The 24626-nt window shown below is 63.0% G+C and carries 23 protein-coding genes and 1 pseudogene; 16 read left to right on the top strand and 8 right to left on the bottom strand.

Features of this window, described 5'->3' with window-relative positions:
- Nucleotides 1–112: 112 nt before the first annotated feature.
- Nucleotides 113–532: a hypothetical protein gene (locus F8N82_RS00880; protein ID WP_038998619.1), complete on the top strand. Its 420-nt coding sequence runs from the start codon at nt 113–115 to the stop codon at nt 530–532.
- A 25-nt stretch (nt 533–557) separates the two neighbouring features.
- A complete protein-coding gene (locus F8N82_RS00875; RefSeq protein WP_038998617.1) occupies nt 558–1430 on the top strand; it encodes a cation diffusion facilitator family transporter in 873 nt (290 codons plus the stop codon).
- 53 nt (nt 1431–1483) lie between these two features.
- Here F8N82_RS00875 and F8N82_RS00870 read toward each other — a convergent pair.
- Nucleotides 1484–2189: pseudogene (locus tag F8N82_RS00870) on the bottom strand (DUF6515 family protein).
- A 406-nt stretch (nt 2190–2595) separates the two neighbouring features.
- On the opposite strand from F8N82_RS00870, the gene F8N82_RS00865 reads away from it, so the two are divergent.
- Entirely contained in the window at nt 2596–3072 is a 477-nt protein-coding gene (locus F8N82_RS00865; RefSeq protein WP_010222927.1) for an Lrp/AsnC family transcriptional regulator, read from the top strand.
- Between the two features lie 55 nt (nt 3073–3127).
- Nucleotides 3128–3331 (top strand): DUF2788 domain-containing protein, encoded by a 204-nt coding sequence (locus F8N82_RS00860; protein WP_010222926.1) that lies wholly within the window; start codon nt 3128–3130, stop codon nt 3329–3331.
- Here the strand turns inward: F8N82_RS00860 and F8N82_RS00855 are convergent.
- The 4 genes from F8N82_RS00855 to F8N82_RS00840 form a co-directional block, all read right to left on the bottom strand.
- Complete coding sequence (locus F8N82_RS00855) at nt 3328–3957, bottom strand: pseudouridine synthase (RefSeq protein ID WP_038998613.1); 630 nt, start codon at nt 3955–3957, stop codon at nt 3328–3330. The genes F8N82_RS00860 and F8N82_RS00855 overlap by 4 nt on opposite strands.
- Before the next feature lie 6 nt (nt 3958–3963).
- Complete coding sequence (gene amn / locus F8N82_RS00850; RefSeq protein WP_371857296.1) at nt 3964–5469, bottom strand: AMP nucleosidase; 1506 nt, start codon at nt 5467–5469, stop codon at nt 3964–3966.
- Nucleotides 5470–5501: 32 nt separating this feature from the next.
- Nucleotides 5502–7154: an acyl-CoA dehydrogenase family protein gene (locus tag F8N82_RS00845; RefSeq protein WP_038998611.1), complete on the bottom strand. Its 1653-nt coding sequence runs from the start codon at nt 7152–7154 to the stop codon at nt 5502–5504.
- An 83-nt stretch (nt 7155–7237) separates the two neighbouring features.
- On the bottom strand, nt 7238–9229 hold the full coding sequence (locus F8N82_RS00840) for a sensor histidine kinase (protein ID WP_038998610.1): 1992 nt from the start codon (nt 9227–9229) through the stop codon (nt 7238–7240).
- Nucleotides 9230–9492: 263 nt separating this feature from the next.
- Here F8N82_RS00840 and F8N82_RS00835 point away from each other — a divergent pair, with 263 nt between their 5' ends.
- The 4 genes from F8N82_RS00835 (at nt 9493) to F8N82_RS00820 (ending at nt 12954) form a co-directional block, all read left to right on the top strand.
- The gene (locus F8N82_RS00835) at nt 9493–10290 is read left to right on the top strand and encodes a hydroxymethylpyrimidine/phosphomethylpyrimidine kinase (protein WP_038998609.1); all 798 of its coding nucleotides are present in this window, start codon (nt 9493–9495) and stop codon (nt 10288–10290) included.
- Between the two features lie 21 nt (nt 10291–10311).
- Nucleotides 10312–10938 carry a thiamine phosphate synthase gene (thiE, locus tag F8N82_RS00830; protein ID WP_038998607.1) on the top strand — a complete coding sequence of 209 codons (627 nt, stop codon included), beginning with the start codon at nt 10312–10314 and terminating at the stop codon, nt 10936–10938.
- 15 nt (nt 10939–10953) lie between these two features.
- A complete protein-coding gene (hemL, locus tag F8N82_RS00825) occupies nt 10954–12234 on the top strand; it encodes a glutamate-1-semialdehyde 2,1-aminomutase (protein ID WP_038998606.1) in 1281 nt (426 codons plus the stop codon).
- Between the two features lie 171 nt (nt 12235–12405).
- Nucleotides 12406–12954 carry a tetratricopeptide repeat protein gene (locus tag F8N82_RS00820; protein WP_038998605.1) on the top strand — a complete coding sequence of 183 codons (549 nt, stop codon included), beginning with the start codon at nt 12406–12408 and terminating at the stop codon, nt 12952–12954.
- Between the two features lie 8 nt (nt 12955–12962).
- On the opposite strand, the gene F8N82_RS00815 is transcribed toward F8N82_RS00820, so the two are convergent.
- A complete protein-coding gene (locus F8N82_RS00815; protein WP_038998603.1) occupies nt 12963–13289 on the bottom strand; it encodes a DUF1820 family protein in 327 nt (108 codons plus the stop codon).
- 130 nt (nt 13290–13419) lie between these two features.
- On the opposite strand from F8N82_RS00815, the gene miaB reads away from it, so the two are divergent.
- From miaB to lnt, 5 genes are all read left to right on the top strand, one after another.
- Nucleotides 13420–14748, top strand: a complete 1329-nt coding sequence (miaB, locus tag F8N82_RS00810) for a tRNA (N6-isopentenyl adenosine(37)-C2)-methylthiotransferase MiaB (RefSeq protein WP_038998602.1) — start codon at nt 13420–13422, stop codon at nt 14746–14748.
- A gap of 123 nt (nt 14749–14871) precedes the next feature.
- Nucleotides 14872–15873, top strand: a complete 1002-nt coding sequence (locus F8N82_RS00805) for a PhoH family protein (protein ID WP_038998601.1) — start codon at nt 14872–14874, stop codon at nt 15871–15873.
- Nucleotides 15866–16339, top strand: a complete 474-nt coding sequence (gene ybeY / locus F8N82_RS00800) for an rRNA maturation RNase YbeY (protein ID WP_038998600.1) — start codon at nt 15866–15868, stop codon at nt 16337–16339. Before F8N82_RS00805 ends, ybeY begins: the two co-directional genes overlap by 8 nt.
- A gap of 28 nt (nt 16340–16367) precedes the next feature.
- Nucleotides 16368–17207 carry an HlyC/CorC family transporter gene (locus F8N82_RS00795; protein WP_010222913.1) on the top strand — a complete coding sequence of 280 codons (840 nt, stop codon included), beginning with the start codon at nt 16368–16370 and terminating at the stop codon, nt 17205–17207.
- Nucleotides 17208–17215: 8 nt separating this feature from the next.
- Entirely contained in the window at nt 17216–18733 is a 1518-nt protein-coding gene (gene lnt, locus F8N82_RS00790) for an apolipoprotein N-acyltransferase (RefSeq protein WP_038998599.1), read from the top strand.
- On the opposite strand, the gene F8N82_RS00785 is transcribed toward lnt, so the two are convergent.
- The gene (locus F8N82_RS00785) at nt 18730–19491 is read right to left on the bottom strand and encodes a YdcF family protein (protein WP_038998598.1); all 762 of its coding nucleotides are present in this window, start codon (nt 19489–19491) and stop codon (nt 18730–18732) included. The two genes, lnt and F8N82_RS00785, sit on opposite strands and share 4 nt — an antisense overlap.
- 125 nt (nt 19492–19616) lie before the next feature.
- The gene (locus F8N82_RS00780) at nt 19617–19931 is read right to left on the bottom strand and encodes a hypothetical protein (protein WP_038998597.1); all 315 of its coding nucleotides are present in this window, start codon (nt 19929–19931) and stop codon (nt 19617–19619) included.
- Between the two features lie 240 nt (nt 19932–20171).
- Here F8N82_RS00780 and leuS point away from each other — a divergent pair, with 240 nt between their 5' ends.
- The 3 genes from leuS (at nt 20172) to holA (ending at nt 24525) form a co-directional block, all read left to right on the top strand.
- Nucleotides 20172–22778 carry a leucine--tRNA ligase gene (gene leuS, locus F8N82_RS00775; protein WP_038998596.1) on the top strand — a complete coding sequence of 869 codons (2607 nt, stop codon included), beginning with the start codon at nt 20172–20174 and terminating at the stop codon, nt 22776–22778.
- A 64-nt stretch (nt 22779–22842) separates the two neighbouring features.
- A complete protein-coding gene (gene lptE / locus F8N82_RS00770; RefSeq protein ID WP_038998595.1) occupies nt 22843–23451 on the top strand; it encodes an LPS assembly lipoprotein LptE in 609 nt (202 codons plus the stop codon).
- A gap of 36 nt (nt 23452–23487) precedes the next feature.
- Nucleotides 23488–24525 carry a DNA polymerase III subunit delta gene (gene holA, locus F8N82_RS00765; protein ID WP_038998594.1) on the top strand — a complete coding sequence of 346 codons (1038 nt, stop codon included), beginning with the start codon at nt 23488–23490 and terminating at the stop codon, nt 24523–24525.
- Nucleotides 24526–24626: the final 101 nt, after the last annotated feature.

Genomic DNA, 24626 nt, shown 5'->3' with positions numbered 1-24626 from the left:
CCTCAAGCAATCCGCCGAGTATAACGGCGAACCGAGCCTGCCTTATCATGGTCTTAGCTATAGATACAGGCTCTTTGCCTGTATCTTTGTCGCCTTCATTCCGGAGATTTCCATGCGTATTCCCTCCCGTGTCATTGGCGGCGTCGTAATCGCCACCCTGCTCAGCCAACTGACCGCCTGCGGCACCCTGTTCTTCCCCGACCGGCGCGGCCAGATCGAAGGCAAGATCGACCCCGTGGTCGCTGCCCTCGACGCCATCGGCATCCTTTTCTACGTGATCCCGGGCCTGATCGCCTTCGGTATCGACTTCGCCACCGGCGCCATCTACCTGCCAGGCGGCACCACTGCCCAGATCGCCCCCGAGAAGCTCAATGAAGCCATCAGCGCCGACGGCAAGGTCGACAACCTCAAGCTGCAGGCTATTCTCGAAAGCGAACTGGGCCAGCGCCTGCCGCTCAACGATCCGCGCCTGATCCAGCACAAGGGCAGCGTCGAACAACTGGCCATGTACGGCCTCAAGCCCGCCGCTTGATCTATGACAGGAAGCCACCTTCGGCATGACTCCCTCGGCTGAACACCAACGCCTGCTGCGCCTGGCCACTCGCGCATCCTTGGCGGTGGCCACTATTCTGATCCTGACCAAGGCGGTGGCCTGGTGGCTGAGCGGGTCGATCAGCCTGCTGGCCGGGCTGACCGACTCGGCCCTCGATGGCGTGGCCTCGTTCCTCAATCTGCTGGCGGTGCACTATGCCCTGCGCCCGGCCGATGATGACCACCGCTATGGTCACGGCAAGGCTGAAGCCATGGCCGGCATGGCCCAGGCGCTGTTCATCGGCGTCAGCGCAGTACTGATTGGCGTGCAAGCGGTGGAGCGGCTGCAGAATCCGCAACCTTTGGGTGACACCGGGATCGGCATTGCCGTGATGTTGCTGTCACTGGTGCTGACCGTTGCCTTGCTGATGCTGCAAGGCAAGGTCATCCGCATCACCGGCTCCACAGCGGTACGCGCCGACTCACTGCATTACCGCTCCGACTTGCTGCTCAACGGCAGCATCCTGGTCGCGCTGGTATTGGCGCGCTTTGGCTGGCCACAGCTGGATGCGTTTTTCGGCCTGGGCATCGCCTTGTACATTCTCTGGAGTGCCCTGCAGATCGCTCGGGAAAGTGGCTCGATCCTGATGGATCAAGAACTGCCCAGCGACATCAGCGAGCAGATGCTGGCGCTGGCCTGCAGTGTGCCCGGTGTGCGCGGCGCCCATGACTTGCGCACGCGGGTGTCGGGCAGCCACTGGTTTGTGCAACTGCACCTGGAGTTGCCCGGGGACTTGCCGCTGACCCAGGCCCATGCCTTGTGTGACAACGCTGCGGCGGCGATCAACAGCAAGTATCCGAAGGCTGAAGTACTGGTGCATGCGGATCCGGTGATATGAGGCAGTTGGCAAGGCTGCGCCTTGCCAACGATGGGCAGCGCAGCAGCCCCGGTTCAATTGACGCTATAATCCCCGCCCACTCAAACACGCCCCCTGGGCCCACCGATAGTTATCGGCCACCTGCGCCGACGGCGCATAAGTGGCTGTAGCCGGGTCAAAACCGGTCTGCTCCACTGCCCAGCGATAACACTCATAACGGTCGCGATCCTGCTGCGGATTCTGCTCCACCGCACCGGGCCCTGGTGGACTGACCACCACATACTCGCGGCTGTCGTTCAGGTACTGGTAGTACGTCCCCGCCGCGAGAAAGTACAGTGCACTGCCAACCCACACCTGCCGCGCATAGTCCGGCAGGTAGTTGACCCGCACGCCATAAGGCGGCGTTACCACCACATAGCGCGGGCCTTGTGGGCGATACCAGTAGCCGCCGGAGTAAAAGTAGTCTTGACCGCGATAGGGTACTTTCCAGTACGGATCGGGGAAGCGCTCGATGCTATGTCCCGGGCGATACTGCGGCCCAGGCCCCCAGCCGTTGCCGTGATTCTCAGGGTGTCCCGCCTGGTAGTAGCGGCTGTCGTTACGCCGGGGAATATCCTGGTAGTAACCGATGCGCGGTTCCTGGGTCTGGCGGACTTCATCCGGACGCGACTGCAGCGGCGAGCCGCCATGGGCTGCACCCTGCCCTTCGGCCAGCAGCGGCAGATTGACACTCATGCACAAAAAACCAACACCCGCCATACGCCAGACGCGCGACTTCATACTTTCCTCTCGGACCGATAACAAGGGGCCAGGGATTACTCTATCAGGCCGTCTGCCACGGGTTATCGGCCGCCAGATGAAATTCAGGTAATAAAAAAGGGAGACCCTGGGGTCTCCCTTTGAGAATTTTGTCCGTGCTCGGCGCTTGTGACACCGGCTCACCTCACGCCGTCTTGTGGACAGTGTGTAGCCCGGGGGCCGAGCACAACCTGGTGGGGTTGCTGGCCGCAGCTGGCCTGATTGGGCCCGCCGCACTGGACTGATGTCCGGGCAGTGATTCTGGTGATAAGAATACGGCGAAGGCAGCGGCAGAGGATTGCGAAGATTGCTCAATTAAATATCACTTGCGCAATTTTTGCCTACAGATTGATAATTCAACGCAATCGAAACAGAAAAGGCCATTCCCATGAGCAAGCTTGACCGCTATGACCTGAGCATTCTTGCCGAATTGCAGCGCGATGCGCGTATCTCCAACCAGGAACTGGCCGAACGCATCGGTCTGTCGCCTTCGCCTTGCTCGCGCCGGGTCAAGCAACTGGAAGACGACGGCTACATTGCTCGCCAGGTCGCCCTGCTCGACCGCAAGAAACTCGGCTTGAGCCTGACCGCCTACGTACTGATCGGCATGGACCGTCACACGCCCGAGCGTTTCGAGACCTTCGAGGCGGCGATCCGCAGCCTGCCGCAAGTGCTCGAATGCAGCCTGGTCACCGGGATGGATGCCGACTACCAGCTCAAAGTCGTGGTGCCCGACATGGACCACTACCAGCAGTTGCTGCTGGGCCACCTGACGCGCATCGAAGGGGTTACCAGTGTGCGCTCAAGCTTCGTTCTCAACCAGGTTTTGGCCAGCACCGAATTGCCGCTCACGCACCTGCGTTAGTCAGGCTGGCAAGCGGGGCGTATAATCACGCGCCTCAACCTGCCGGAGAGTATCGATGGATCCTGCGTTGTTCGAAGAGTGGATGATGACCATCCTGGTCACCATCCTGATTGGTTTCATGGGTTTTATCGTCTGGGATCTGGCGAAAAAATCCAAGGCCGGCAAGTTCGGCACCTTCATTCTGTTTTTCGTGCTGGGCCTGGGCATCCTCGCCTTCATCATCAAAAGCGTGGTAATCGGCTTTATCGAAGGCGTTTAAAGCTTGGCCGGCACTTCCCGCCACTGGCCCTGATCAAGGCCATCCAGGCTCCAGTCGCCGATCCGCACGCGCACCAGGCGCAGGGTCGGCAGGCCGACCGCAGCGGTCATGCGCCGCACCTGACGGTTGCGTCCTTCCTTGATCACCAGCTCCAGCCAACTGGTCGGTACGCTTTTACGAAAGCGCACCGGCGGGTTGCGTGGCCACAGCTGCGGCTCATCGAGTTGACGGGCCTGGGCTGGCAAGGTCGGGCCGTCATTGAGCTCGACGCCATCGCGCAATCGCTGCAGTTGCTCCTCGCTCGGTTCACCTTCCACCTGTACCCAATAGGTCTTCGCCAGCTTGTGCTTGGGGTCGGCAATGCGCGCCTGCAACTGGCCGTCGTTGGTCAACAGCAACAAGCCTTCGCTGTCACGGTCCAGGCGTCCCGCCGGATAGATGCCGGGGATGGCGATGAAGTCCTTGAGGGTCGCGCGCCCTTCGCCGTCGCTGAACTGGGTCAGCACATCAAAGGGCTTGTTGAACAGGATCAACCGCGGCTCGGCCGGCGGCGCCTTGGCTTGGCGACGCGGGCCGGCGGGTTTGGCCGCGGGGCGCCGCGGCTTGGAGCGTGGGGGTAACGACATGGGGCCTCAGCGGAACGGCGGCTCATCAAAACTGCGCAGTTTACGCGAGTGCAGCGAGTTGAGCTCGGTACGCAGCAGGTCGAGGGCGGCAATGCCGATCTTCAGGTGCTGGCTGACCGCCCGGTTGTAGAAGGCGTTGGCCGCCCCCGGCAGTTTGATCTCGCTGTGCAGCGGCTTGTCGGAGACGCACAGCAAGGTGCCGTAGGGAACCCGCAAGCGATAACCCTGGGCCGCGATAGTGCCGCTTTCCATGTCTACCGCCACAGCCCGCGACAGGTTGATCAACGGCCGTTCCTGAGCCCAGCGCAGCTCCCAGTTGCGGTCGTCATAGGTCAACACGGTGCCGGTGCGCAGGCGCTTTTTCAGCTCGTCGCCGCGCTCGCCAGTTACTTGCGCTGCCGCTTCCTGCAACGCCAGCTGCACCTCGGCCAGGGCCGGAATCGGAATGTTCGGCGGCACCACCCGGTCGAGAATCCCGTCGCGACGCATGTAAGCGTGGGCCAGCACGTAATCGCCGATGGTCTGCGATTGGCGCAGGCCGCCGCAGTGGCCGATCATCAGCCAGCAATGCGGGCGCAGTACCGCCAGATGGTCGGTGATGTTCTTGGCGTTGGACGGGCCGACGCCAATGTTGACCAGGGTGATGCCGTCGCCATCGGCGGCGATCAGGTGGTAGGCCGGCATCTGGTAACGGTGCCAGACCACCCCGGCGACCAGGGCCTGGGCTTCGCCGTTGTCCATGGCCTTTTCGATGATCACGTTGCCGGGCAAGACCATGCGCACAAAGCGAGGATCATCACGCAGGCGCTCAAGGCCATGGGTAATGAACTGGTCGACATAGCGGTGATAGTTGGTCAGCAGGATCCACGGTTGTACATGACGCCAGTCGCTACCGGTGTAATGCACCAGGCGGCGCAGGGAGAAATCCACCCGCGCAGCGTCGAACAGCGCCAGCGGCAGCGGGTCGACGTTGGCCCAGTCGTACAGGCCATCGGCGATGCCATCGGTGGCGGCAGACAGGTCGGTGCTGGGGAACACCCGCGCCAGCGCAGCGGCAGTGATGCCGGTGCCGGCCAGCTCGTCGCCCTGCTCGACCACGTAAGGGTAAGGAATGTTCTGCTGGCTGACGCCGACTTCGACGGTGACAGTGAAGTCGCGCATCAGCGGCTTCAACTGCTCCAGCAGATAGCCACGGAACGCCGCCGGCTGGGTCACGGTGACGCTGTAGGTGCCCGGCAGCTGGACCTTGGCGTAGGCGCGGGTGATGGCCGGCACTTCGCCATGGTACTGGTAGGTCAGGCGCAGCTCGGGGTAGCGGAACTGCGCCCGCGCCTCGGCATTCGGCTCGGTGCGGTCCTTTAGGTAGCGCTTGAGCGCCTGGCTCAGGGCCGCGGTGGCTTGTTCGTGCAGGGCCGCCAGACGATCGACGGCCTGCTCGGCGGTTTCTACGACAATGAAGGCTTCATCAGTACGGCTCACAATGTACTTCCTGTCTGACATGCATGCGCCCATCTTGCCTCTATCCGGCGGCAAAGGCACGCACGTTAGAGCGGCCAGTTCGGGGTCGAGCGTTGCACCAGCGCCGCGACGTCGACACCACGGGGCAGCACGCCGTAAACCCGGCCGTTACCGCCCAGACGACTGGCGATAAAGGCGTCGCTGACCGCCGCATTGCCGGCTTCGAGCAGCAGCTTGGCTTGCAGGCCGACGGCGATGTCTTCGGTGAGCTGGCGGGCGCGGTACTGGATGTCGCCGGTGTCGGCGAACGCCGCCTTGAGGTTGCCGATATGTGCGGCCAGGCGTGGGTCACCGTGGCCATCGCCGAGTTCGGCGAACAGCGTGTCGAGCACCCCAGGCTCCTTGGACAAGGCCCGCAGCACATCCAGGCACTGGACATTGCCCGAGCCTTCCCAGGTCGAGTTGACCGGCGCTTCGCGGTACAGCCGCGGCAGAATGCTGTCTTCGACATAACCGGCGCCGCCCATGCACTCGGCCGCTTCGTTGATCATTGCCGGCGCCCGTTTGCAGATCCAGTACTTGCCCACGGCGGTGATCAGCCGGGCAAAACGCGCCTGATGCGGGTCGTCCGGCTGGTCGAGGGCGCAGCCCATGCGCAGGCTCAAGGCCAGCGCCGCTTCGCTTTCCAGGGCCAGATCGGCCAGCACGTTCTGCATCAATGGCTGCTCGGCCAGCAGCCGGCCACCGACCTGGCGATGGGCACAGTGGTGGGTGGCCTGGGTCAGGGCCTGGCGCATCAGGGCGCTGGAGCCGACCATGCAATCAAAGCGGGTCATGGCGACCATCTCGATGATGGTCGGCACGCCACGGCCTTCCTCACCGATCATCCAGGCCAGGGCCCCGCGGAACTCCACTTCGCTGGAGGCGTTGGAGCAGTTGCCGAGTTTGTCTTTCAGGCGCTGGATATAAAACTGATTGCGACTGTCATCCGGGCGGTGGCGCGGCAGCAGAAAGCAGCTCAGGCCCTTGTCGGTCTGGGCCAGGGTCAGGAAGGCATCGCACATCGGCGCCGAACAGAACCACTTGTGCCCGACCAGCTCATAAGCCTGGCCCGGGCCGGGTGCACCGACCGGATAGGCACGGGTGGTATTGGCGCGCACATCGGTGCCGCCCTGCTTCTCGGTCATGGCCATGCCCAGGGTCACGCCGACCTTGTGGCGGTCGCCAACGTTACGTGGATCGTATTCAGTGGCCAGCACCTTCGGCAACCAGTACTCGGCCAGCTCCGGCTGCAACTTGAGCGCCGGCACTGCAGCAAAGGTCATGGTCAACGGGCAGCCACTGCCCGCTTCGGCCTGGCTGTGCAGATAGGTCATCGACGCGCGGGCGACATGGGCACCTTCACGCGGGTCGGTCCAGGGCAAAGAGGGCAGGCCATGCTCGATGGCCGTGCGCATCAGCTCGTGATAGGCCGGGTGAAACTCCACCAGATCGATGCGATGGCCATAACGGTCATGACTGCTGAATTGCGGCTTGTTCTGGTTGGCCAGAAAGCCTGCGGCCATCAGCGGCCCGCCGGCCAGGGCGCCGTACGCGTCGATGCGGTCCTGGGCCCAGCCGGCGCCGTAGCGCCGCGACCACTCCTGCAGCGGCAAGTCGATGCGGTACAGGTTGGCGCCATCCAGGGACGGCGGCTGGTTGGTGACCTCATGGGTTTCAGCGTACTGGTGCAGGTTCATCGAGGGGCCTCCTGGATCCTGGCGTGACTGAAATTTCAGTGAATCACGCCCTGCCCCCCTGTCAAAGTGACAAAAACGCCTAACTAGCTGTGATTTAACCCCGGCCTGACCATGCCCAACTGCGCCTGGGGCGGGCTCAAGGGCACGCTCAGGCTCAGCTCGAAGCGGCTGCCCAGCCCCGGGTTGGACTCGTGCTGCAGACGGGCGCCGATCAGCTCGGCCAGTTGCCGGCAGATCGCCAGGCCGATGCCCAGGCCGCCGTACTTGCGGGTCATCGAGCCATCGACCTGGAAGAAGCGCTGGTACAGCGTGGCTTCATCCAGGCAATCGAAACCGATGCCGCTATCGCTGACACTCAGGCTCAAGCTCAGTTGTTCAGGCCCCAGGCGCGTACCGCGCACCTGCAACATGACCCCGCCCTGGTGGGTGAACTTGATGCCGTTATCCATCAGATAGCCCAGGCACATGGCCAACTTGTGCCGATCGCCGATCAGCACATCGGGCAGCTCCGCCGGGGTATCCAGGCTCAAGTACAGGCCCTTGGCCATGGCGGGCGCGGCGTATTCGGCCCGCACCTCCTGCAGCAGCGAGCGCAGGCTGAACGGAGCGTTCTGGGCGCTCAGGCGACCGGCCTGCAGCTCGGTGAGGACGAGGATGTCGTCGACCATGCCCATCATGTCCTGGGCCGCCGAACTGGCGGTGTGCTGGTACTGGGCCAGCTCGCCGTTCAGCGGCATGGTCTGCATGAGCTCCAACGAGCCGATCACACCGTTCATCGGCGTGCGCAATTCATGGGTGACGGTGGCCAGGAACTGGTCTTTGAGGCGGTTGCTGTTGGCCAGCTGAATGTTCAGTTGCTCAAGGGTGCGGCCGGTTTCGCGCAGGGTCTGGGCCTGCTCCTCGCGCATGCTGTTGATGCGGTCGGCCAAGGCCAGGGACAACAGACCGACTTCCAGCGCCGAGCCGATCTGGCTGGCATACATGGTCAGGAACACGTTCGGCAGGTAACCCAGCACCATCAGGGTGTTGACCAGGCCACCGAGCAAAAACGCCGTCCAGGCGATGATGAAGTAGCGGGCGACCCGCAAACCGCGGCGCCAGGCGAAAATCCCGGCGGCGAAGATGCACACGGTGAACAGCAGGGCCAAGGCGGTGGCCAGGCGCAGGGCAATGCCGTAGCTGCTGGTCAGCGACAACAGCATGACCAACGCGCCACAGCCCATCAGCACCTTGAGCACCGCGTCGAAGGCACGGCTGTGATTGCTCAGTTGCAGAAAACTGCGGGCAAACTGACAACCGAACAAGCCTGCCGCACCGATGAACATCGGCGTGGCGGCATTCGCCCACCAGGGGCTGTCGGGCCAGAAGTAAGCCACACCGGCGCCGTTGACCGAGACCTGATACAGGCCGAACGAGGCAATGTAGAGGATGTAGTACAGGTAACTGGTGTCGCGTACGCTGAGGTAGATGAACAGGTTGTACACCAGCATCCCCAGCAACACGCCGTAAATCAGGCCCAGCACATACAGGCGGGTGGGCTGTGCTTCGAGATAGGCCTGGGCCGACCACAGGGTTAGCGGTGCCTGCACCGAACCCTGGCTGTGCAGGCGCAAATAGGCTGTGGTGGTCTGGCCGGGACTGAAAGGCAGTTCGAACAGGTAGTTGTTCTGTTTGATCTGCCGGCTGGCATAAGGCAGGGCGTCGCCGGTGCGCTGGGCCAGGTGGAAGGTGCCGCTGGCGTCTGGCAGGTAAAGTTCGAGGTGATCGAGTGGCGGATACGCCAACTCCAGTAACCAGGCGCGGGGCGCGGCGGATGGCAAGGCGGCGTAGCGCAGCTGGACTTTCAGCCAGAACACCGAGGTGGAATAGCCGGCGTTAAGGACCTCGCCCCGGTGCGGGCGAAAATGCTCGCCGAACGATGGCGCACTGACCTGCGCAATGCTGGCATTGCCATCGCGGTCTTCGAACACTTGCATCACCTGCCCGAGCGGCAAGCTGCGGGTGGAGTCGTCGAAATCGACCGCCGAGGCCAGTAACGGCAACCAGCCCAGCACAACAATCAGCAAATAGCGCATACAGCCCCAGCATGGTCTGTCCCGGTCGCGTCGCGTAGCCTCCTGTCCGTTTGAGGCGACGCAATCCGGCAGTAACCGTTATCGGTTTATTCGAGCACTCTAGCATAGCTTTCCGAGCCTGCCAGACGCTACTGAAAACTTTGCGCCGAAGGCTCTAGAACGGCACTTTCAGCGATTTTAAAGTTGTAGTTCAAACGCCCGTTGAAAAATCCCCGGCGCCGGGGCGGACCCAGCAAAAGCGTTTGGTGATAAGCTCGCGCACCATGAATACCTACAGCTCCCGCCCCGTTGTCCTCTGTCTCTCCGGCCACGACCCCAGTGGCGGTGCCGGCTTGCAGGCAGATATCGAAGCCCTGATTGCGCAAGGCTGTCATGCCGCTCCGGCCGTGACCGCCCTGACCGTTCAGGACACTGTCAATGTCAGCGACTTCCGCGTCCTCGACCGCGAGTGGGTACTGGCCCAGGCCAATGCCGTGCTTGCCGATTCGACGGTCGCGGCGGTCAAGCTGGGCATGCTCGGCTCGACCGAAATGGTCGATACCGTGGTCGAACTGCTCAGTACCCATCCGCATCTGCCGCTGGTCTGCGACCCGGTCCTGCGTGCTGGCGGCGGTGGCCGCCTGGGCAAGGATGAAGTCGGCTACGCCATGCGCGAGCGCTTGCTGCCACTGGCTACCATCGCTACCCCTAACCTTCCCGAAGCGCGCATCCTGGCCGAACTGCCCGAAGGCAGTGCCGATGAATGCGCAGAAAAGCTCCTGCCTTTTGTCAGACACCTGCTGATCACCGGCGGTCACGGTGACGAACACGAAATCCACAACCGCCTGTACAGCCGCGACGGCCAGCGTCACACCTGGACCTGCCAGCGCCTGCCCGGCAGCTACCATGGCTCCGGCTGCACCCTGGCCAGCGCCCTGGCCGGCCGCCTGGCCCTCGGTGAACAACTGCAAAGCGCCGTGCGTTCGGCCCTGGACTATACCTGGCGGACCCTGCGCGACGCAGAGCAGCTGGGCAAAGGCCAGTATGTACCGCGTCGCCTGCCCCTGGATTTCTGTTCCTGATCTTCGTTTGAGGTCTACACCATGAAGTTACGCGGCCTGTATGCCATCACTGACAGCCAGTTGCTGGCCGGCAAGTTTCTGCCCTATGTCGAAGCGGCGCTCGAAGGCGGCGTGACCTTGCTGCAGTACCGTGACAAGAGCCAGGACGAGTCCCGCCGCCTGCGCGAAGCCGAGGCCCTGGCCGACCTGTGCGCACGCTACAAGACCCAGCTGATCATCAACGATGACGCCGAACTGGCTGCGCGCCTGGGCGTCGGCGTGCACCTGGGCCAGACCGACGGGCCGTTGACCCCGGCACGAGCCCTGCTCGGACGTAACGCCATCATCGGTTCCACCTGCCACGCGCAAATCGACCTGGCCGAGCAGGCCGCCCGTGAAGGCGCCAGCTACGTCGCCTTTGGCCGCTTCTTCAACTCGGTGACCAAGCCGGGCGCGCCTGCCGCCGACACCGCCCTTCTGGAACAAGCGCGCAACCGCATCAGCCTGCCGATCTGCGCGATCGGCGGTATCACCCTCGACAACGCCGCCCCGCTGGTCGCCCACGGCGCCAGCCTGCTAGCGGTGATTCACGGCCTGTTCGGCGCCGACAGCACGCAGGAAGTCACCCGCCGTGCCCGCGCCTTCAACGCCCTGTTCGCATCTGCCTGATTGAGAGAGCCCATCATGTCTCGTTCCGAAACCCTGTTTGCCAACGCCCAGAAACACATCCCCGGTGGCGTCAACTCGCCGGTGCGGGCGTTCAAGAGTGTTGGCGGCACCCCGCTGTTCTTCAAGCACGCCGAAGGCGCCTATGTCACCGACGAAGATGACAAGCGCTACGTCGACTACGTTGGCTCCTGGGGCCCGATGATCCTCGGCCATAGCCACCCGGACGTGCTCGAGTCGGTACGCAAGCAACTGGAACACGGCCTGTCCTATGGCGCGCCGACTGCCATGGAAACCGAAATGGCCGATCTGGTCTGCTCGATCGTGCCATCGATGGAAATGGTCCGCATGGTCAGCTCCGGCACCGAAGCGACCATGAGCGCCATCCGCCTGGCCCGTGGCTACACCGGCCGCGACAGCATCATCAAGTTCGAAGGCTGCTACCACGGCCACTCCGACAGCCTGCTGGTTAAAGCCGGTTCCGGCCTGCTGACCCAGGGCGTGCCAAGCTCCGCCGGCGTGCCGGCAGCCTTTGCCAAACACACCCTGACCCTGCCGTTCAACGACATCGACGCGGTCGCGAAGATGCTCGCCGAAGCCGGCCAGGAGGTCGCCTGTATCATTGTTGAGCCGGTTGCCGGCAACATGAACTGCGTACCGCCGGCGCCAGGTTTCCTTGAAGGCCTGCGCACGCTGTGCGACGAGCATGGCGTAGTGCTGATCTTCGACGAAGTGATGACCGGTTTTCGCGTGGCCCTGGGCGGCGCTCAGGCGCATTACGGCGTTACCCCTGACCTGTCGACCTTCGGCAAGATCGTCGGCGGTGGCATGCCGGTAGGCTGCTTCGGCGGCAAGCGCCAGATCATGGAACAGATCGCGCCACTGGGTCCGGTTTACCAGGCCGGTACCCTGTCGGGCAACCCGCTGGCCATGGCCGCCGGCCTGACCACCCTCAAGCTGATCAGCCGCCCGGGCTTCCATGACGAGCTGAGCGCCTTTACCAGCCGCCTGCTCGACGGCCTGCAGCAGCGCGCCGATGCTGCTGGGGTCCCGTTCGTCACCACCCAGGCCGGCGGCATGTTCGGTCTGTATTTCAGTGGCGCCGACGATATCGTCACCTTCGATGACGTCATGGCCAGCGATGCCGAGCGCTTCAAGCGTTTCTTCCACTTGATGCTCGAAGGCGGCGTGTACCTGGCGCCAAGCGCCTTCGAAGCCGGCTTTACCTCGATCGCCCACGGTGAAACCGAGCTGCAAATCACCCTGGATGCGGCGCAGAAGGCCTTCGCCAAGCTGTAAATTCAGTGAACCATCGCGGGGCAAGCCCGCTCCTACAGGAGCGGGCTTGCCCCGCGATGGGGCCTTGCAAAGCAGAAAATCGAGTAAAGACTTTGTAAGGTAGGCGCTGCTTATCCCATAATGTGCCACCAGACACTTTGGCCGCAGCTTTGCAGAGGTAAGTCGATCCCCATGAACCGCACCGGCCGCGCCCTCGCCCTGGGCTGCCTGTTGCTTCTTCAGCCCCTGCTGGCCACGGCAGGCGGTAACTCGTTGCTGATTCCAGCAACGGGCCGCTGCACCCTCGATTCCCAGCCCGAAGACCTGCCGCAAGCCCTCGCTGCCTGCCAGGAAGCGGCCAAATCCGGGGACGCACAGGCCCAGTACGAGCTGGGTGAGTTCTACTACGAAGGCACCCACACCCCACGCGACCTCAACCAAGCCCTGAGCTATTTCGAGCAAGCCTCGCTGCAAGGCCACGCCGAGGCGCAATACCGCTTGGGCACCATGTTCTACAAGGGTGAAGGTGTGGCAGCCAACAATGTGCAGGCCTACATCGTGTTGAAGATGGCCGCGGTCAACGGCGCAGAAGACGCGCTGGACATGGCCGACGAGGTGTCTGCCAAGATGCCCCGTGATGAGCTGGAAGTCGCCACCCAGGTGCTGGGGCAGATCTTCCGCAAGTACCTGCTGGAGCTACAGACCGTCGACGGTCGCACGCCTTTCGCACCGCTGCCTTAAGACCCTGCTTATTTTTCCGGCATGGGCATCGGGAACGGCATCACATTGCCAGTACCGCGCGCCTCGCTGATCTTCGGCGTGCCCAGGCGCTCGACCTCATCAATGCGCACGATCGAGTGCATCGGCACAAAACTGCGCGTCACGCCTTCGAACTGGGCCTTGAGCTTTTCTTCACTCGGGTCGACCACCACTTGGGTGCGCTCGCCAAAGACAAATTCCTCGACCTCAAGAAAGCCCCACAGATCGCTTTGATAGATCTGTTTGGCGTACATCTCGTACACCTGGCCCTGGTTGAGAAAGATCACTTTGTAGATCGGAGCTTCGCGCTTGGTCATTTTGGGCGGGGGCAATCATGGGTGGTAAATAAGTCGCAAACTATAACATAGGCACCGGGCCGACAACGCTAGGATCCAACGCCCCGGGCCCTTATAATGTGCGGTTCTTCGAATTACCAGATGATCTCCCATGGCCAAGAAGCTTTATATCGAAACCCACGGTTGCCAGATGAACGAGTACGACAGCTCGCGCATGGTCGATCTACTGGGTGAACATCAAGCACTCGAGGTCACGGCCCGCGCCGAAGACGCCGACGTCATCCTGCTCAACACCTGCTCGATCCGCGAGCGCGCCCAGGACCGGGTGTACTCCCAACTGGGCCGTTGGCGTGAACTCAAGGACCTGAAACCGGACATGGTCATCGCCGTCGGCGGCTGCGTGGCCAGCCAGGAAGGCGAGTCGATCCGCAAGCGCGCGCCCTATGTCGACGTGGTCTTTGGCCCGCAGACCCTGCACCGCCTGCCGGAAATGATCGACGCGGCGCGTACCACGCGCCTGCCCCAGGTCGATGTGTCGTTCCCGGAAATCGAAAAATTCGACCACCTGCCCGAGCCGCGCATCGATGGCCCCACCGCCTACGTCTCGGTGATGGAAGGTTGCAGCAAGTACTGCACCTTCTGCGTGGTGCCTTACACCCGTGGCGAGGAAGTCAGCCGGCCGTTCGACGATGTACTGGCCGAGGTCATCCACCTGGCCGAGAACGGCGTGCGCGAAATCACCTTGTTGGGGCAGAACGTCAACGGCTACCGTGGCCAGACCCACGACGGGCGCCTGGCGGACCTTGCCGAGCTGATCCGCGTGGTCGCCGCCGTCGATGGCATCGACCGCATCCGCTACACCACTTCGCACCCGCTGGAGTTTTCCGACAGCCTGATCCAGGCCCACGCCGAGGTGCCGGAGCTGGTCAAGCACCTGCACCTGCCGGTGCAATCGGGTTCCGACCGGGTGCTGGCGGCGATGAAGCGCAACCACACGACCCTCGAATACAAGTCCAAGCTGCGCAAACTCAAGGCCGCAGTGCCGGGCATCTGCATCAGTTCGGACTTCATCGTCGGCTTCCCCGGCGAAACCGAAAAAGACTTCGAGCAGACCATGAAGCTGGTGGCCGACGTCGGTTTCGACTTCTCCTACTCGTTCGTCTACAGCCAGCGCCCGGGCACCCCGGCCTCGGACCTGCCGGACGAAACCCCGGAAGAGGTAAAAAAGGAACGCCTCAAGGCCCTGCAGCATCGCCTCGATACCCAGGGCTTCGAGATCAGCCGACAAATGGTCGGGACTGTCCAGCGCATCCTCGTCACCGATTACTCGCGCCGCGACCCCGGCCAGTTGCAGGGGCGCACCGAGAATAACCGTATCGTCAACTTCCGCTGCGACAATCCGAAGCTGATCGGCCAGTTCGTCGACATCCATATCGACGACGCGCGCCCGCACTCGCTGTTCGGCTCGCTGGCCCACTGACCTGTCCTGCCGGGCCTTGTTACAGGCCCGGCGACCCTTGATCGTTTCAGCGCTTTCGCCCTGCAGCGGCTAGGGTTATCCTTGAGACCATATCCTTTGCCGTTGGGCGGCTGAAAAACGACCTTGAACGCACCTATCGAACCACATCGTTTCATCCTCGAGCCCTTCGAGGCCCATCGCTTCGCCAACCTGTGCGGGCAATTCGACGAGCATCTGCGCCTGATCGAACAGCGCCTGGCCATCGAAATCCGCAACCGCGGCAATCAGTTCGAACTGATCGGCGAACCCAAACACACCTCCTCTGCCGAGCAACTGCTGCGCCGCCTCTATCGCGAGGCCCAGGCCACCGAGCTGTCGCCGGAAATGGTCCACCTGTACCTGCAGGAATCGGCCGTCGAGGAGCTGGAAAACCCGGCCGTCAACGAAGTCAGTGTTTCCCTGCGCACACGCAAGGGCATGATTCGTCCACGCGGGCTGAACCAGCAGCGCTATGTGAAGGAAATCCTCGGCAACGACATCAACTTCGGCATCGGCCCGGCCGGTACTGGCAAGACGTACCTGGCCGTGGCCTGCGCGGTTGACGCCCTGGAGCGTGAACAGGTACGGCGCATCCTGCTGGTACGCCCGGCAGTTGAGGCGGGCGAGAAGCTCGGCTTCCTGCCCGGTGACCTGGCGCAGAAGATCGACCCGTACCTGCGCCCGCTGTATGACGCGCTGTACGAGATGCTCGGCTTCGAACACGTGGCCAAGCTGATCGAGCGCCAGGTGATCGAGATTGCCCCGTTGGCCTACATGCGCGGCCGCACCCTGAACAACAGCTTCATCATCCTCGACGAAAGCCAGAACACCACGGTCGAGCAGATGAAGATGTTCCTCACCCGTATCGGTTTCGGCTCCACCGCCGTGATCACCGGTGACATCACCCAGGTCGACCTGCCGCGAGGCACCAAGTCGGGCCTGGCCCATGTCATCGAGGTGCTCAAGGGCGTGCCGGGCATCAGCTTCACGCACTTCCAGCCCAAGGACGTGGTTCGCCACCCTTTGGTACAGCGCATTGTCGAGGCTTACGAGCGCTTCGAGAGCCAGCAGCAGAACCCGACCGAAGGCAAACATCGCGATGCTTGAGCTCGATCTGCAACTGGCAAGCGATGCGAACCACCCGACCGAAGCGCAGTTTCGCCAATGGTGCGAGCTGGCACTGCGCCAGCGCACGGCCGACTCGGAACTGACCATTCGTCTGGTCGATGAAGCCGAAGGCTGCGAACTGAATCACACCTGGCGGGGCAAAGACTACGCCACCAACGTGCTGTCCTTCCCGGCCGACGTGCCTGACGAGCTGCTCGACATTCCGCTGCTGGGCGATCTGGTGATCTGCATCGCCGTGGTCGAGCGCGAGGCCGCCGAACAGGGCAAGGCACTCGAAGCCCACTGGGCGCATCTGGTCATCCACGGTTGCCTGCACCTGCTGGGCTACGACCACATCGAGGACGATGAGGCCGAGGAAATGGAAGCACTGGAACGAACGTTGCTAGCTGAACTGGGTCATCCGGACCCGTACGCTGACGACGAACACGACGACATTCAACACTGATATCTGCAAAGGATCACGAGTAACCGCCATGAGCGAAGATCGATCGAGCAACGGGCAAAAGTCCTGGCTGGGCAAACTGACCCAGGCTTTTGCCCACGAGCCGAAAAACCGCCAGGAGCTGCTTGAGCTGCTGCGCGAAGCGCATCAGAACAAGCTGCTCGACAGCGAGGCGCTGACCATTGTCGAGGGTGCCATCCAGGTCGCTGACCTGCAGGTACGCGACATCATGGTGCCGCGCTCGCAAATGATGAGCATCAAGGCGACCCAGTCGCCGCGTGAATTCCTGCCGGCGGTGATCGACGCCGCCCACTCGCGCTACCCGGTCGTTGGCGAAAGTCACGACGACGTGCTCGGCGTGCTGCTGGCCAAGGACCTGTTGCCGCTGATCCTCAAGGAGAATGGCGACAGCTTCAACATCAAGGACCTGCTGCGCCCGGCCACCTTCGTGCCCGAGTCCAAGCGCCTGAACGTGCTGCTGCGCGAATTTCGCGCCAACCACAACCACATGGCCATCGTCATCGACGAGTACGGCGGCGTGGCAGGCCTGGTGACCATTGAAGACGTGCTCGAGCAGATCGTCGGCGATATCGAAGACGAGCATGACGTCGAGGAAGACAGCTACATCAAGCCGCTGCCCAGTGGCGACTTCCTGATCAAGGCGCTGACGCCGATCGAGAACTTCAACGAGTTCTTCGACAGCCAGTTCTCCGACGACGAGTTCGACACCGTTGGCGGCCTGGTGATGAGCGCCTTTGGCCATCTGCCCAAGCGTAACGAGACCACCGAGATCGGCCCGTACCGATTCCGCATTCTCAACGCCGACAGCCGCCGAATTCACCTGCTACGTCTGACCCCTATCACCCGTTAAGGACAACCATGCGCTGGATCACCCGCCCCGGCTGGCCCGGTAACCTGCTGGCCGTGGCGGCCGGTGCAATCACCACCCTGGCCCTGGCGCCATTCGACATCTGGCCGCTGGCACTGCTCGCGGCCGGCTTGTTCTACCTCGGCCTGCGCGAGCTCAGCCCGCGCCAGGCCCTGGGCCGCGGCTGGTGTTTCGGCTTTGGCCTGTACGCCGCCGGTACCAGCTGGATCTACGTCAGCATTAATACCTATGGCGGTGCCACACCGTTGCTGGCTACCGGGCTATTGCTGGCTTTCTTTGCCGCCATTGCCTGGTTCTTCGCCCTGCCCGCCTGGCTCTGGGCGCGCTGGTTACGGCGCAACGAGGCGCCGCTGGCCGATGCCTTGTGCTTCGCCGCCCTGTGGGTGGGCCAGGAAGCGTTCCGCGGCTGGTTTCTTACCGGTTTCCCCTGGCTGTACTCCGGCTACAGCCAACTCGACGGGCCGCTGTCGGGCCTGGCGCCGCTGGGCGGTATGTGGTTGATTTCGTTCTGCCTGGCCCTGTGCGCGGCGCTGCTGTGCAACCTGCCGCGCCTTCGCGAGCGCAAGTCGTTCCTGGCAGTGGCCATCACCCTGCTGCTGGCGCCCTGGGCAATCGGCCTGGCACTGAAGAACCACGCCTGGACCAGCCCAGCGGGCAAGCCGCTGACCGTTGCCGCACTGCAAGGCAATGTCGAACAAGAACTGAAGTGGAACCCGGAGCACGTCAACGCCCAGCTGGCGCTGTACCGCGACATGAGCTTCAGCTCGAAACCGGTCGACCTGCTGGTGTGGCCGGAAACCGCTGTGCCGATCCTCAAGGAGCAGGCCCAGGGTTATCTGGACATGATGGGCAACTTCGCCGCCGAGCGTAATTCGGCGCTGATCACCGGGGTGCCGGTGCGCGAAGTGGTGCACCAGCAACGGCGCTATTACAACGGCATTACCGTAACCGGTGAGGGCGACGGCACTTACCTGAAGCAGAAACTGGTGCCGTTCGGCGAGTACGTACCGCTGCAGGACATGCTCCGCGGCCTGATCGCCTTCTTCGACCTGCCAATGTCGGACTTTGCCCGCGGACCGGCTGACCAGCCGCTATTGCAGGCTAAGGGCTATCAGATCGCGCCGTACATCTGCTACGAAGTGGTCTATCCGGAGTTTGCAGCAAGCCTGGCGGCCCGCAGCGACATCCTCCTGACCATCAGCAACGACACCTGGTTCGGCACCTCGATCGGCCCCCTGCAACACCTGCAGATGGCGCAGATGCGCGCGCTTGAGGCTGGACGCTGGATGATCCGCGCCACCAACAACGGTGTCACCGGCCTGATCGACCCGTTCGGGCGGATCACCGCGCAGATCCCGCAGTTCGAGCGCGGCATCCTCTACGGCGAGGTGGTACCGATGCAGCAACTCACCCCGTACCTGCAATGGCGCTCCTGGCCGCTGGTAATCCTCTGTGCGCTACTGCTGGGCTGGGCCCTGCTGGCCAGCCGGATCGCCAAGACCGTCTAGTAGAACAGCTTGTAGCCGAGCAGGCCGACTGCCTCATTGAGCAGTTGGCCGCTCTGCCACAGCGACTTGCCTTCCGGCAGCCAGCCGCCGAATGGCCGGGCATGGTCGCGGCCGAGAAAGCCCACCGGCGCCGGCACTACGGTAAAACCGGCCTGCTCGAAGCTCCAGCGTGAACGCTGCATGTGCCAGGCCTGGGTGACCACCACGACGCGTTTGATCCCCAAGGGCTGCAACAGCTCGGCACTCATCTGGGCGTTCTCCCAGGTGGTGCGGCTGCGCTCTTCTTTCCAGCGCACGCTCACACCCAGATCACGTTGCAGGGAGTCGGCCATCAGCTGCGCTTCGCTGGGCGGGGTACCGTAGTGCAAGCCGCCGCTGGTCAGCACCGGCAAACCCGAGGCCTTGGCCAACTGCGCCGCGTAACGCATACGCTCCATGGCCACGCCCGTGGGCTGGTCCTGCGCATCCCAGGCCGGATCACCGCGTTCGCGGCCGGCGCCGAGGATGACAATGGCATCGGCATGCGCAGCCAGCCCGGCCCATTGGCGGGTGGCCAGCGCCGGCTCGCTTTCCAGTTGCCGGGCGGCTTGCTCCACCACGATCGGCAGGCTCATCAGCCACAGCCCACCCAGGCCCAGGACAAAGCACAGGGCCGACAGGCGTGGCCAGGATTTGCGTAGCCACCAGGCAACAATAAGCAACAGGAACAACACGCCAGGCGGCATGATCATTTGTTTGATGAGATAGCGAATCGGCACGGGACACCTCCTTGGAGGTGCGCAGCCTAAGAGGATCGGCACCTGGCAACAATAGTCAGGTGCCGATCAGGGAAGTTTTTTACACTTGTGGCGCACTCCGCCTTGCGCCGATAAAACCCGAACGGCTACTTGAATTGCAGCGTCCTGGACTTTGCTGTGGTAGCGGAACGCTTGTCCTTGAGCCAGACGATTCTGGCCGAAGGCGGCGTCTGCGTTTGTGGCAATGCGCCGACGCGTCCATGCCCGCCCTCTGGAAGGGATTCCAGATAGGCTTTGATCACTTCGAATTCAGCGCGGCTCAGACCACGCAACTCCAATTCAGCAGGCACTTCATCGCGTAATCGAACGGAGGTTCTGGCGACCTCGAGGGCCAGGCCCAGACGATCGATCAGCCGTTCGTAAAGCTCCGGTTTGGTTGCTTGTTGCTGCGACTCTCCCATCCGTTCACCTCATTGAAGATAAATATATCTCCCCCCACACATGAGCTTAGCGTTACTCGTAAAAGCAGCTGGACGCCGCGACCAACGGCCCGCCGCGCCGCAGCCGGTGCAATCAGGGTTTCCCTCGGTGGACAGGGGTCATGTATGCTAGGGCGTTCACCATACTTGACACCGGATTGCCGATGCAGCGGTTTGATCGCTGCCTGGATAAGGTCTCCCATTTCTCAGCGCAAAGTAGCCATGCACGAACTCTATCAGCCCCGCGAAATCGAAGCCGCCGCCCAGTCTTACTGGGATGAGCGAAAGTCTTTTGAAGTCAGTGAACAGCCAGGCAAGGACACGTACTACTGCCTATCGATGTTCCCGTACCCAAGCGGCAAGCTACATATGGGCCACGTGCGCAACTACACCATCGGTGACGTGATCGCCCGTTACCAGCGCATGCTCGGCAAGAACGTCCTGCAGCCAATGGGCTGGGACGCCTTCGGCATGCCGGCGGAAAACGCCGCGATGAAGAACAACGTCGCGCCGGCCAAGTGGACCTACGAAAACATCGACTACATGAAGACCCAGCTCAAGAGCCTGGGCCTGGCCTTCGACTGGTCGCGTGAAGTCACCACCTGCAAGCCGGACTACTACCGCTGGGAACAGTGGCTGTTCACCCGCCTGTTCGAAAAAGGCGTGATCTATCGTAAAAACGGTACCGTGAACTGGGACCCCGCCGACCAGACCGTCCTCGCCAACGAGCAGGTCATCGATGGCCGCGGCTGGCGCTCGGGCGCGCTGATCGAGAAGCGCGAAATCCCGATGTACTACTTCAAGATCACCGACTACGCCGACGAGTTGCTGGATAGCCTCGACGAACTGCCGGGCTGGCCTGAGCAGGTCAAGACCATGCAGCGTAACTGGATCGGCAAGTCCCGTGGCATGGAAGTGCAGTTCCCCTACGACCAGGCCAGCATCGGCCACGCCGGGGCCCTGAAAGTCTTCACCACCCGTCCAGACACCCTGATGGGCGCCACCTATGTGGCCGTTGCCGCCGAGCACCCGCTGGCCACCCAGGCCGCCCAGGGCAACCCAGAGCTGCAAGCCTTCATCGATGAGTGCAAGAGCGGCAGCGTCGCCGAAGCCGACATCGCCACCCAGGAGAAAAAGGGCCTGGCCACCTCGCTGTTCGTCGAGCATCCGCTGACCGGCGAAAAACTGCCGGTGTGGGTCGCCAACTACGTGCTGATGCACTACGGCGACGGCGCGGTCATGGCTGTTCCGGCTCACGACGAGCGCGATTTCGAGTTCGCCCACAAATACAACCTGCCGCTCAAGGCAGTGGTGCGCACCAGCGCTGGCGATGAAGTCGGCAGCGAGTGGCTGGCCGCCTATGGCGAGCACGGCCAACTGATCAACTCCGGCGAATTCGACGGCCTGGACTTCCAGGGCGCGTTCGATGCCATCGAAGTGGCGCTGATCAAGAAAGAGCTGGGCAAATCCCGCACCCAGTTCCGCCTGCGCGACTGGGGCATCAGCCGTCAGCGTTACTGGGGCTGCCCGATCCCGATCATCCACTGCCCGTCCTGTGGCGATGTGCCGGTGCCGGAAGAGCAACTGCCGGTCACCCTGCCAGAGGACGTCGTCCCTGATGGCGCTGGCTCGCCACTGGCGCGCATGCCCGAGTTCTATGCGTGCAGTTGCCCGAAATGCGGCACTGCGGCCAAGCGCGAAACCGATACCATGGACACCTTCGTCGAGTCGTCGTGGTACTTCGCCCGCTACGCCTCGCCCAACTACGAAGGCGGCATGGTCGATCCGAAAGCGGCCAACCACTGGCTGCCGGTCGACCAGTACATCGGCGGTATCGAACACGCGATCCTGCACCTGCTGTACGCGCGTTTCTTCCACAAGCTGATGCGCGACGAAGGCCTGGTCTCCTCCAACGAGCCGTTCAAGAACCTGCTGACCCAGGGCATGGTCGTCGCCGAAACCTATTACCGCGTTGCCAGCAACGGCGGCAAGGACTGGTTCAACCCGGCCGACGTCGAAATCGAGCGCGATGCCAAGGCCAAGATCATCGGCGCCACGCTGAAGACCGACGGCCTGCCGGTCGAGATCGGCGGCACCGAGAAGATGTCCAAGTCCAAGAACAACGGCGTTGACCCTCAGGCAATGATCGAAGCCTACGGCGCCGACACCTGCCGCCTGTTCATGATGTTCGCCTCGCCGCCAGACATGAGCCTGGAATGGTCCGACTCCGGTGTCGAAGGCGCCAACCGCTTCCTTCGCCGCGTCTGGCGCCTGGCTCAGGCCCATGTGGCCCAGGGCCTGCCGGGCAAGCTGGATGTCGCCAGCCTCGATGACGGGCAAAAAGTGATCCGCCGTGCCATCCACGCGGCCATCAAGCAGGCCAGCACCGATGTCGGCCAGCACCACAAGTTCAACACCGCCATCGCCCAGGTGATGACCGTGATGAACGTGCTGGAAAAAGCCCCGCAAGCCAGCGAACAGGACCGCGCCCTGCTGCAGGAAGGCCTGGAAGCCGTCACCCTGCTGCTGGCGCCGATCACTCCGCACATCAGCCACGAGCTGTGGCAGCGCCTGGGTCACCAGGGCGCCGTTATCGATGCGGCCTGGCCGGTACTGGACGAAAGCGCCCTGGTCCAGGACAGCATCGTCCTGGTCATCCAGGTCAACGGCAAACTGCGTGGCCAGATCGAAATGCCGGCTGCGGCCAGCCGCGAAGAAGTCGAAGCCGCCGCGCGCAGCAACGAAAACGTGTTGCGCTTCACCGAAGGCCTGAGCATCCGCAAGGTCATCGTGGTACCGGGCAAGCTGGTCAACATCGTCGCCAACTGACAGGAACGCCGGCCCGCCGCAGCGCGGGCCGGCGCACAGAATCGGCCCACAAGGGAGCTACAACATGATCAAACGCAATCTGCTGGTAATGGGCCTGGCCGTGATGCTCAGTGCCTGTGGTTTCCAGCTGCGCGGTACCGGCAACACCGAACTTGCGATCAAGGAACTGGACCTGAGCGCACGTAACGCCTACGGCGAAACCGTGACCCAGCTGCGTCAGGCCCTGCAGAGCAGTGGCGTTAAAGTCTACGCAGGCGCGCCTTACAAGCTGGTGCTGACCAACGAGCAAGAAACCCAGCGCGCCGCAACCTATGCCGGCGGCTCGGGACGTTCGGCCGAATACGAGCTGACCACGGTACTGAGCTACAGCATCGAAGGCCACAACGACACCAATCTGCTAAACGACAAGCTGGAAGTGCGCAAGATCTACGTGCATGACGGCAACAACATCACCGGCTCGCAGCAGGAAGCTACCCAGACCCGCGTAGAAATGCGCCGCGACCTGGTGCAGAACATGCTGGTGCGCCTGCAGCTGCTGACCCCAGGCCAGCTTGACAGCCTGCAGCAAAAGGCTGACGAGCGCGCCAAGGCCGAAGCCGACGCCCTCGAAGCGGCCCGCCGCGCCCAGGACGAAACGCCTCAGCAGTCGCCGCTGCAACTGCCGGTCAACTGAGAATGAACGGGGCACTGCGGTGCCCCGTCTGCCATCATGAAACTCACTCCCGCCCAGCTCAATAAACACCTGCAAGGCAGCCTCGCGCCGGTCTACGTGATCAGTGGCGATGATCCGCTGCTGTGCCAGGAAGCTGCCGATGCCGTACGCACTGCGGCGCGCCAGCAAGGTTTCGATGAACGCCAGGTGTTCAGCGCCGACGCCAACTTCGACTGGGGCACCCTGCTCCAGGCCGGCGCCAGCCTGTCGCTGTTCGCCCAAAGGCGCCTGCTCGAGCTGCGCCTGCCTTCCGGCAAGCCGGGTGACAAGGGCGCCGCCGCACTCATCGAATACTGCTCCAATCCCGCCGAAGACACCCTGCTGCTGATCAGCCTGCCCAAGCTCGATGGCAGTGCGCAGAAAACCAAGTGGGGCAAGGCGCTAGTCGAAGGCCAGCACGTCCAGTTCGTACAGATCTGGCCGGTGGACAGCCAGCAACTGCCGCAATGGATCAGCCAGCGTCTGTCCCAGGCCGGGTTGAGCGCGCAGCGCGACGCCGTTGACCTGATTGCCGCACGGGTTGAAGGCAACCTGCTGGCAGCAGCCCAGGAGATCGAAAAGCTCAAGCTATTGGCCGAGGGCAATCAGATCACCGTCGAAACGGTGCAGGCGGCAGTAGCCGACAGCGCCCGCTTCGATGTCTTCGGCCTGGTAGATGCGATTCTTAACGGCGAGGCAGCCCATGCCTTGCGCATGCTTGAAGGCTTGCGTGGCGAAGGTGTCGAGCCGCCGGTGATCCTCTGGGCCCTAGCCCGGGAGCTGCGCCTGCTGGCCGGGCTGGCCCAGCAGTTCAGCCAGGGCGTGCCGCTGGACAAGGCGTTCAGCCAGGCCCGGCCGCCGGTCTGGGACAAGCGCAAACCGTTGATGAGCAAGGCCCTGCAACGCCACTCGGCGCAGCGCTGGAGCCAGTTGCTGCAGGATGCCCAGCGCATCGACGCACAGATCAAGGGGCAGGCCCAGGGTTCGCCTTGGACCAGCCTGGCGCGTTTGTCGTTGTTGATGGCGGGGCAGCGTCTGGCGTTGCCGGCGGAGTGAAATTAATCGCGGGGCAAGCCCGCTCCTACACAGGTCGTGTGGGAGTGGGCTTGCCCCGCGATAGCTTCACGCCTATATTGCGCGCACACCCACCTAGCAGG

Origin of the sequence: Pseudomonas fluorescens, from assembly GCF_902497775.2 — a bacterium.
Lineage (GTDB): Bacteria > Pseudomonadota > Gammaproteobacteria > Pseudomonadales > Pseudomonadaceae > Aquipseudomonas > Aquipseudomonas putida_F.
Note: the sequence above shows the minus strand (reverse complement) of the source record. Positions and strands in the feature narration are given on the sequence as shown.

Coding starts and splice junctions, on each gene's coding strand:
- F8N82_RS00815 (WP_038998603.1), bottom strand. CDS start 13,289: ATGACCAAGCGCGAAGCTCCGATCTACAAAGTGATCTTTCTCAACCAG.
- F8N82_RS00845 (WP_038998611.1), bottom strand. CDS start 7,154: ATGAACCTGCACCAGTACGCTGAAACCCATGAGGTCACCAACCAGCCG.
- F8N82_RS00780 (WP_038998597.1), bottom strand. CDS start 19,931: ATGGGAGAGTCGCAGCAACAAGCAACCAAACCGGAGCTTTACGAACGG.
- F8N82_RS00865 (WP_010222927.1), top strand. CDS start 2,596: ATGAGCAAGCTTGACCGCTATGACCTGAGCATTCTTGCCGAATTGCAG.
- ybeY (WP_038998600.1), top strand. CDS start 15,866: ATGCTTGAGCTCGATCTGCAACTGGCAAGCGATGCGAACCACCCGACC.
- F8N82_RS00820 (WP_038998605.1), top strand. CDS start 12,406: ATGAACCGCACCGGCCGCGCCCTCGCCCTGGGCTGCCTGTTGCTTCTT.
- F8N82_RS00795 (WP_010222913.1), top strand. CDS start 16,368: ATGAGCGAAGATCGATCGAGCAACGGGCAAAAGTCCTGGCTGGGCAAA.
- thiE (WP_038998607.1), top strand. CDS start 10,312: ATGAAGTTACGCGGCCTGTATGCCATCACTGACAGCCAGTTGCTGGCC.
- F8N82_RS00855 (WP_038998613.1), bottom strand. CDS start 3,957: ATGTCGTTACCCCCACGCTCCAAGCCGCGGCGCCCCGCGGCCAAACCC.
- F8N82_RS00880 (WP_038998619.1), top strand. CDS start 113: ATGCGTATTCCCTCCCGTGTCATTGGCGGCGTCGTAATCGCCACCCTG.
- leuS (WP_038998596.1), top strand. CDS start 20,172: ATGCACGAACTCTATCAGCCCCGCGAAATCGAAGCCGCCGCCCAGTCT.
- F8N82_RS00875 (WP_038998617.1), top strand. CDS start 558: ATGACTCCCTCGGCTGAACACCAACGCCTGCTGCGCCTGGCCACTCGC.
- lptE (WP_038998595.1), top strand. CDS start 22,843: ATGATCAAACGCAATCTGCTGGTAATGGGCCTGGCCGTGATGCTCAGT.
- holA (WP_038998594.1), top strand. CDS start 23,488: ATGAAACTCACTCCCGCCCAGCTCAATAAACACCTGCAAGGCAGCCTC.
- F8N82_RS00840 (WP_038998610.1), bottom strand. CDS start 9,229: ATGCGCTATTTGCTGATTGTTGTGCTGGGCTGGTTGCCGTTACTGGCC.
- F8N82_RS00835 (WP_038998609.1), top strand. CDS start 9,493: ATGAATACCTACAGCTCCCGCCCCGTTGTCCTCTGTCTCTCCGGCCAC.
- hemL (WP_038998606.1), top strand. CDS start 10,954: ATGTCTCGTTCCGAAACCCTGTTTGCCAACGCCCAGAAACACATCCCC.
- miaB (WP_038998602.1), top strand. CDS start 13,420: ATGGCCAAGAAGCTTTATATCGAAACCCACGGTTGCCAGATGAACGAG.
- lnt (WP_038998599.1), top strand. CDS start 17,216: ATGCGCTGGATCACCCGCCCCGGCTGGCCCGGTAACCTGCTGGCCGTG.
- F8N82_RS00860 (WP_010222926.1), top strand. CDS start 3,128: ATGGATCCTGCGTTGTTCGAAGAGTGGATGATGACCATCCTGGTCACC.
- amn (WP_371857296.1), bottom strand. CDS start 5,469: ATGGGCGCATGCATGTCAGACAGGAAGTACATTGTGAGCCGTACTGAT.